Raw genomic sequence first — 7,626 nt, forward strand, 5'->3', positions numbered from 1 at the left:
CGCCTGCCGACTGCCCACTGCCGACTGCGCCGACCTCGCAGAGGCAGGCGTCGATCCCCCGAAACACCCCGGCGCTATCCTCCAGAAACTCCGCCATATACTCCTGCCGGAACACATCCTCCGGCAGCGTCCGGCGCGCCTCATCCCACTCCTTCGCCGGGAAATAGGGCGAGACGTTCGACGGAAAGGTGAACGACTTGAACCCCGCCTGATCCTCCACGCCCCGCGTGAACATGTCATAGAACCAGTTCCGGCCCATCGGCGTGGAGATGAACACCGCCCAGCCCAGCGTCTGGGCCAGGGTTGGACGCAGCACGTAGTTCCAAACCGACGCCGGCACCGCGGCCGCCTCATCGAGCACGATCCCCCGGAAGCCAAAACCGCGGATGCTATCCGGGTTGTCGGCGCTCAGGAACCACACCCGGCACGGCCCCGCCGCGCCTTCGAACTCCGCCCGCGCCGGCATCCGGCCCACGATCCGCACGAAATCCGGAGCGATCGTGCGGAACGCCTCCACTCCGCGCTCGGCGACACCGTATGTCGGCGCCACCCAGGCATAATCCCTGATGCGCCCGGCCGCGCCGCAGCCCGCCCCCTGCGCCGCACTTTCGGCAAGCGCCTTCTCCGCAGGTGAAAGCGGATCGCCGCCGCCCCGATCCAGCAGCTCCGCCGCCATGCACAGCGTCTTGCCGAACCGCCGCCCTGTGCAAACCGTCCGGAACCGCGCATCCCGCGCCTTATGTATCTCCATCTGTGCCGCGTGCGGCGTATACTCGATCACCATCCTGCACCTCCTATTAGAAGATAATTTTCAACAACGTTATTTCCGAAAACACGCCGCGCCGCATCCCATCCCGAAGGGTGAAGATGGGTCTACGACACCGATCCGGTCTGATTTTCGCGAACAGTTGATCCATCGCGGCCGGCCTGGTCTGTCTCTTTCCGGCCACCGGAACGCGAACCGACGGTTTTGGGTCGGCCGGGGGTGTCCCCGTCCGCCCAAAAACCGCTGGTTTGGTGGTGGTATTGACTTTGATCCCCGCTTCTGCCATGCTGCCCCCATGGCAACGCTGCAACCGGTTCCGACATGATTTCAAGCCGTGTGGGCCGGTGCCATCCGGAAAGCGATTTCTTATCAATTTTCTCACGCTCCGCGAGTGCGGAGTGAGCACGGGTCTTCGATGCAAGGAGAAAACGTAAGGCCGGAACGTTCCAGATATGCGTTCGCAAAACATTTACGCCGCGCTCGTGATGGGTCAACTGGTTTTGGGGTCTGCATCGGCTTTTCCGGAATATCCGACCCTGTCCGGCTGGGAGGCTTTCGACACTGTCGTCGCCGAGTCGTACGGACGCCTCACCAATGACGCCGCTTGTTATCCTCCCACGTGGTTCCGCTTCTCTTTTCATACGGGGTTCTACCTTTTTGATGACTCGGGTGATTTCGCTTCGGCAACCAACCTCTGGACATCGCAACCCATCCTCGGCGTGCCTGCGTGGCGGGTGTCGGTCATTGAGACGCAGGCGGCCGAACGGGTCTGGATCTCGATCGGCGTCGGCGACGCCGGATTTCGCACCAACGCCGTGACTGCAGGGTTTGACCCGGGCGACTGGGTCCGCGACGGGTATGGCGCGCCTCCTGCCCACCTCGCCGGGTTGGCGCTCGACGAGTGGTATGCCATCCGCGACCGCTCGCGTCTGTTCCTGGTCATGACGCTTGTCGCCTCCAATGACTGGCCCGCCCTGCAGGAGGCCTTCGCGGCGGCCGCCACCAACACCCCTGTTGCTGAAACGCCGCCGCCTCTCGCGCCCGCCGACACTAACCGGCTGGCTTTCGCTGGCATCGAGCCCGGCGTGTCCAACGCCGTAATCCGCCTCTGGATCTACTCGCCTGAGAGACTTTTAGCAGACCTGTTCAGCCGCGACAGCCTGAATGTCCCTTCTCTCTGGACGCTGCGCGGCACCCTCGCCACCACTGCGCCGTTCGATCCGGGGGATTGCGAGATGACCGGCGATACCGGCTTCTACCACGCCGCCCGCGCCGACGTGGACACGGACGGCGACGGCATCCCGGATGGACGTGAGACGCTCGCACACGGCACCGATCCGGAAACCGCCGATTCGGACAGCGACGGCATCAGCGACTTCGACGAGATTTACCGGGACGGCACCGACCCGTGGAACCCCGACACCGAGCCGCCCGAGGTGCAGATAGAGACGCCCGCCGCCGGATCACGGGAGGTGGCGCTGCCATGACACGTCCATCCGCATCAGATCCTGCGTCCCGATCTCAGGCCGCTCGGCGGCGCCGCCTACGGACGAACATGCCGGCCTGTCTGGCTGGGCTGGCGTTGCTCTACGGCGTCATGGCGGCTCCGGCCGAAGAGGTGATCGCACTCTATTATGTGCGCGACACCTGTCCGTATCCCGCACTGGGCACCCCGCCGCCTTTTTCCGGCGTCTTCACCACCGACGGATATGCCGATGCTGAAGGCGGCAGGAGGACACTCGAACACTCGGCCTATCACACCTGGTGGGTCAGGGACCGCGCGGGGCTGAACACCGATTACATCGTTTCCGGCGACATTCGAGCGGCGGGGTCCTTTTCCGTTTATCACAGGAGCGAGATTGCCTATCCTTGGTTTTTTGGGGATCCCTGGCCGATTCTTGACCCCGATCCGTTTCATCAGTGCGGAACCGTCATTTCGTCCGGCGTCACCGAGGACGACGGCCCGTCGCGCATCAATCCGCAGCGGACGGATGCCGCACGCGGCGATCCCTTCAACGCCATCAGCGGCTCGGTCCACCAGGACACGACGGACGCCCTGATCCCCGCTCCGGGCCTGCCCCTCGCCTTCGGCCGCGCCTACAACAGCGCCTCGGGCGCCACCGCCTTCGGCTGGGGCTGGGAGATCTCGATGGAGTGGCGCCTGGCTGTGCCTGCGAACGGAACAAATGCGGCGCAGATCCGCGTCGAGGCGCCCGACCGGCGGCGGTTTCTACTGAACAAGGATGACGATGTCTGGCGCTGCCGCCGCGACGCGCGGCTGCGGCTGCGTGCTGTGGCGGACGGCGAATGGGACCTCGACGCCGGCGATGGCGGCGCCTCATTGCGTTTCGACGCCTCCGGCCGCTGGAAATGGAGCGACGACGGCTGGAGCAACCGCGTCACCGCGACACGAAGCGGCGCATACGACCGCCTGACCCGCGCGACTCACTCCTGCGGACGGAGTCTGGCCGTCGAGTGGAGCGATCTCGACAGCGTCACGGGCCGCGTGATCCGGGTCAAGGACGCGACTGCCACTAACATCCAGGAATGGGTGACGCTCGCTGACTATGACTATGGGGACTCCTGCGTTTACGGAAGCCCGCTCCTCACCCGGCTCGTTCGCCACGGCACAGATGAAAGCGTCGTCACCACTACCTACGACCACGACCGGATGGACGCTGTCCTCACCAACCGCACCGACGCCCTTGGACGCCGCTTCTCCCACCGGTACGACAGCAACACCGACGCGCCGAAGCGCTGCATCGCGAGTGGTTACAACGATGGGACGATGGCTGCCAACTCGTCGTGGTCCGTCTCCAACCGCACCGTGCGCATCGCCTACCCCTCGGCTGTCGGAACCGGCCGTTACGAGACCGTAACCTGGCACGCCGATGTCCCGCGCATGACCACCGTCGAACAGGGCGGCGAGACTCTCTCGTACGCCTACGATGCCGCCACCCTTGAACCCACCGGCCGCGTCTGGCAGGCCGGTGCGCAGACCGCCGCATGGCGGGTCCACCTCGACGCACTGGGCCGGGCCACCAACGAGACCTTCACCCTCGGCACCGCCGCCGCGCCCCCCGGCCGTTCCGTCGAATGGCACTCCTCGCTCGACCTGCCAGTCGCCGAGGCCGACCCGCTCGGCTGGCGCACGGAATACGCCTGGACCAATGGACTGCCCGCTTCTGTCCGCCTTTCCGACGGCGCGGGCGGCTGGGCCGTCACAGAATTTGCCTGGTCACACGGGCTTCCCGTATCGGTCACCGACCCTTCGGGCCGCGTCACGGCCTTCGCCTTCGACGCCTCCGGCGCGGTCACCAACACGGTCCCGCCCGTCGGTCCCGCCATCACCTCCTCCAACGACTGCATGGGCCGCCCGGTCCGCGTCGAACTCCCCGGCGAAGGCGGCGAGCCCCGCGTCTGGCAGATCGCCCGCGACGGTTTCGGCCGTCCGGTCGGCGTCACCGACCCCGAAGGGATCTCCGAGGTCCGCGCCTACGATGCGCTGGGGCGCATGACCAACCTGACCGACCGCGCCGGACGACCCACGTCCTTCGTCTATGGTCCCGGCGGCAAGCTCCTCAACGCCACCCGCGTTGTCGCCGAAGGCGGCTCCAACCGCGTCGTGACCCTCTCGGCCGACTACGACCTGCAGATGGTGCCGCTCGCCGTCCGCGACTCCCTCGACCGCGCCGTCGAGTCCCGCGTCCTCGATGCCGCCGGGCGCATCGCCGCTGTCACCAACATCGAAGGCCGCGTCGCCACCGTCACCCGCGGCGTCCTCGGCCTGCCGCTCGCGGCCACCCGCTTCGACGGCACGGAAGCCGTCTACACCTATGACGACGCCAGACGCCTCGTCGAACTCGCCCTTCCCGGCGTCGCCAACCGCTTCTTCTGGCTCGCCAACGGCCTTCTGGCGGCTGTGGACGACGGCGCCGCTGTCGTCACCAATGTGTGGGCCGCCCCCGGCCGGCTCGTCGCCCAGGAGACCCGCGCAAACGGCTGGACGGGGCGCGTCGAATGGCGACACGACCCCTCCGGCATCCTCACACAGACCCTCGCTTCGGCCATCGGCCTCACGCAATCGGTCAGCCTCGACGAAGGCGGGCGCGAGACCAACCGCACCGCTCTCTGCGGCGGCGCGCAAGTGTCAGCCTCCCGCGCATACGCCCCCTGGAACGGCCTGACCGCCCGCGTCGTCGCCGGCCCGGTCGAGCAATCGTTCGCGCGCGACCGCCTTGACCGCTTGACCAACCTCATCTGGCGCGTGCAAGATACTCCCGTGCTTGAGATCCGTTACACACTCGACCTCCTCGGCCGCGTCACCCAGCGCGTGGATCGCTCCGGCGGTATCACTCTCGCCGTCCGCGATTACGGCTATGATGGTTTGGATCGGCTCGCCTCCGAAGCACACGGCTCAGGATACGCCGCGACGTACGCCTACGACGATGCCGGACGCCGCTCCGCCAAGGAGACGGCGCGCTTCGGCGTCGCCTACACGGCGGGGACTGGCGATCGGCTGGCGGGCTGGGAGGTCACCCGCACGAACACCTGGACCTTCCAGGTCTCGGGCTTCAGCAGCGAGGCACCCGCCACAAACCCCGCTTACCGCTTCCTGGAGGCACGCAACGACGTGGAGACCGTCGCGCCCGGAATGACGGGATCGAACTTCACCGCCGCGCTAACCGCCCGGACGCTCGGCACCCAGACGGTCATCGTGGCGATCAGCGACGCGGCGGGTAACGTCGGCGTCGCCACGAGCGCCTTCGTGCGCACCGCCTTCACGTCGGGCGAGTATTCTGCCGACGCTGCGGGCTGCGTCACGCAGACGGTCTATCGCGGCCCCTCCTGCCGCGAAGAGCGGACGCTCACCTGGGATGCGCAGTACCGCCTCACCGCCGCCGCCACCAGCGGCGCGCCCGCCGAGTCGTACGGCTACGACCCGCTCGGCCGGCGCATGTGGACCGAGGCTGGCGGCGTGACCAACTTCCACCTTTACGACGGGGCGCACCTCCTCGCCGACCTCGATGTCACCGGCGGCGTGGTCCGCAACTACGTCTACGGTCCGGAGATCGACGAAATGGTCGCCATGACCATCCACACCGGCGATGTCCCCCGCACCTTCTACGCCCTCCGCGACCACCAGAACACCGTCTGGGCGTGGGTCGACGAATCGGGCGACGTGGTCGAGTCCTACGACTACGACGCCTGGGGCCGCGTGCTCGGCATCTATGACGGCGAAGGCGCGTCCATAGTCCAATCCGCCATCGGCAACCGCTTCCTCTTCCAGGGGCGCGAATACTCCTTTGCCACCGGCCTCTATCAGTTCCGCGCCCGCTGGTACGACCCCGTGACCGGCCGATGGATATCCAGCGACCCCATCGGGATAGACGGTGGTTTGAACCAGTACGTGTTCTGTGGAAATAACCCAGTTAATTTCCGGGACCCCTTCGGACTCTGCACAGACGATGGCTATCCTGCATTCGTAAATCCCGATTACGCATTCCCCGTCCTTCAGAAACTCATTCCGGACTTGTACGACTTCCTCGCGGAGCCGGAGCGGAACTTCAGCCGATGGCGTGCAGAGCATATCGGAATCCCGGTCGACAACTTCTTGTCCGATCTCGTTGGAGCAGATCGCTTGCAGAGTTTCGACAACTTCATGGCCTTCTTCGCCGAGGGGATGGCCCTCGCCACGATGACAACCGGGGGCGGGAGTTGGTCTGCGGCAAGAGGAAGATACTGGAAAGCGAAGACCGGCTTCCCCACATCCCCGAGGCATCCCGTTCTGGATGTTCCAAAGGAACTACATCATATCGAAGGACGCAAGATTCCGAATCCACACGCCCCTGCGAATCTCAAAGAGGTCTGGCCTTGGGAACATGCCGATATTGACCCCTATCGGCACTACAATGGCCCACGTCCCTGAGACAGGAGATAGCCAAATGCTTGAAGATGCATTCCGGAAAGCCCGAAGCCCCGTAATCACATTGCAGGGACATCGCGTCGCTCTTTTCGACACGCTGGAACTTCCCAAAAAGGGCAAATTGCGGTTGCGCTTCAAGGCCGCACATTCTGAATGGCGGCAAGGCATTCGGATTGGAGCGATGACCACGCGCACGGATTTGCGCCTCACCGTCGCTGGTCGCCAAGCACCCGGCATGCAACTGTGGCAAGACACATGCCCGCCGTTCGTGGACATCGACTATGAATGTCTTTCAGGACCGCTTACCGTCTACAACATCTGGGACACGGGAGACGCCCAGTCAACATCGCAAACAGCAGGCGCAGGCATGCGGGTGGATGTAACTCCTGACGGCAAGACTCGCACATACTACTGCAACGATGGCCATCCCGAACCACTGTTCAAGAGTCTGGTTTTCGAGATCGAGATACTGTAACAAACAAGCCTTGAGCTGGACCTTCATTGCCCTGTCCAACATCAGCGTGACGGCCACCGCATAGACTATCGACGCAAGCGGCATGGACGTGCCGGCAAATTCCAACTGGACGATTCCGTTGGGTAACACTCGTGTGTATGGTGTAAATATTCAAACGCGCTGTTGCGCCAATGGATATTGGGTATAGTTGAGATGATGGGGGCGAAAACAACTCATCCGAAATTTGCGGATTTTGCCATGTGGCCGCAGCAGGAGGAATGAAAGGCGTGGAGTTGAAGGGCGACGGAATTTGTTGCGGTCCAAATTGAGCGCGTAGATTTCCCCGAACTGGCGTCGTAGCTGTTGCGGTCCAAATTGAGCGCGTAGATTTCCCCGAACTGGCGTCGTAGCGATTGGGGCGATCGGGACGGATTGCCATCGGGTTTTGTGGCCGAATAGCCGCGCATAGATCGTAGCGCT

At 64.6% G+C, this 7,626-nt stretch carries 4 protein-coding genes; 3 read left to right on the forward strand and 1 reads right to left on the reverse strand.

Annotated elements, in window-relative coordinates:
• A partial coding sequence (locus FJ222_11105; GenBank protein MBM4164968.1) for a hypothetical protein occupies nt 1–784 on the reverse strand: 784 nt, incomplete at its 3' end.
• A 434-nt stretch (nt 785–1,218) separates the two neighbouring features.
• Between FJ222_11105 and FJ222_11110 the strand changes: the two genes are divergently transcribed.
• From FJ222_11110 to FJ222_11120, 3 genes are all read left to right on the forward strand, one after another.
• The gene (locus FJ222_11110) at nt 1,219–2,253 is read left to right on the forward strand and encodes a hypothetical protein (protein MBM4164969.1); all 1,035 of its coding nucleotides are present in this window, start codon (nt 1,219–1,221) and stop codon (nt 2,251–2,253) included.
• Between the two features lie 68 nt (nt 2,254–2,321).
• A complete protein-coding gene (locus FJ222_11115; protein ID MBM4164970.1) occupies nt 2,322–6,695 on the forward strand; it encodes an RHS repeat-associated core domain-containing protein in 4,374 nt (1,457 codons plus the stop codon).
• Between the two features lie 16 nt (nt 6,696–6,711).
• The gene (locus tag FJ222_11120) at nt 6,712–7,167 is read left to right on the forward strand and encodes a hypothetical protein (GenBank protein ID MBM4164971.1); all 456 of its coding nucleotides are present in this window, start codon (nt 6,712–6,714) and stop codon (nt 7,165–7,167) included.
• The last annotated feature ends 459 nt before the right edge of the window (nt 7,168–7,626 follow it).

Source organism: Lentisphaerota bacterium (assembly GCA_016873675.1).
In the GTDB taxonomy this organism is placed as follows: domain Bacteria; phylum Verrucomicrobiota; class Kiritimatiellia; order RFP12; family JAAYNR01; genus VGWG01.

Excerpts from the sequence above, each read along its gene's own strand:
- FJ222_11110 (MBM4164969.1), top strand. The coding sequence starts at position 1,219 with ATGCGTTCGCAAAACATTTACGCCGCGCTCGTGATGGGTCAACTGGTT.
- FJ222_11115 (MBM4164970.1), top strand. The coding sequence starts at position 2,322 with ATGCCGGCCTGTCTGGCTGGGCTGGCGTTGCTCTACGGCGTCATGGCG.
- FJ222_11120 (MBM4164971.1), top strand. The coding sequence starts at position 6,712 with ATGCTTGAAGATGCATTCCGGAAAGCCCGAAGCCCCGTAATCACATTG.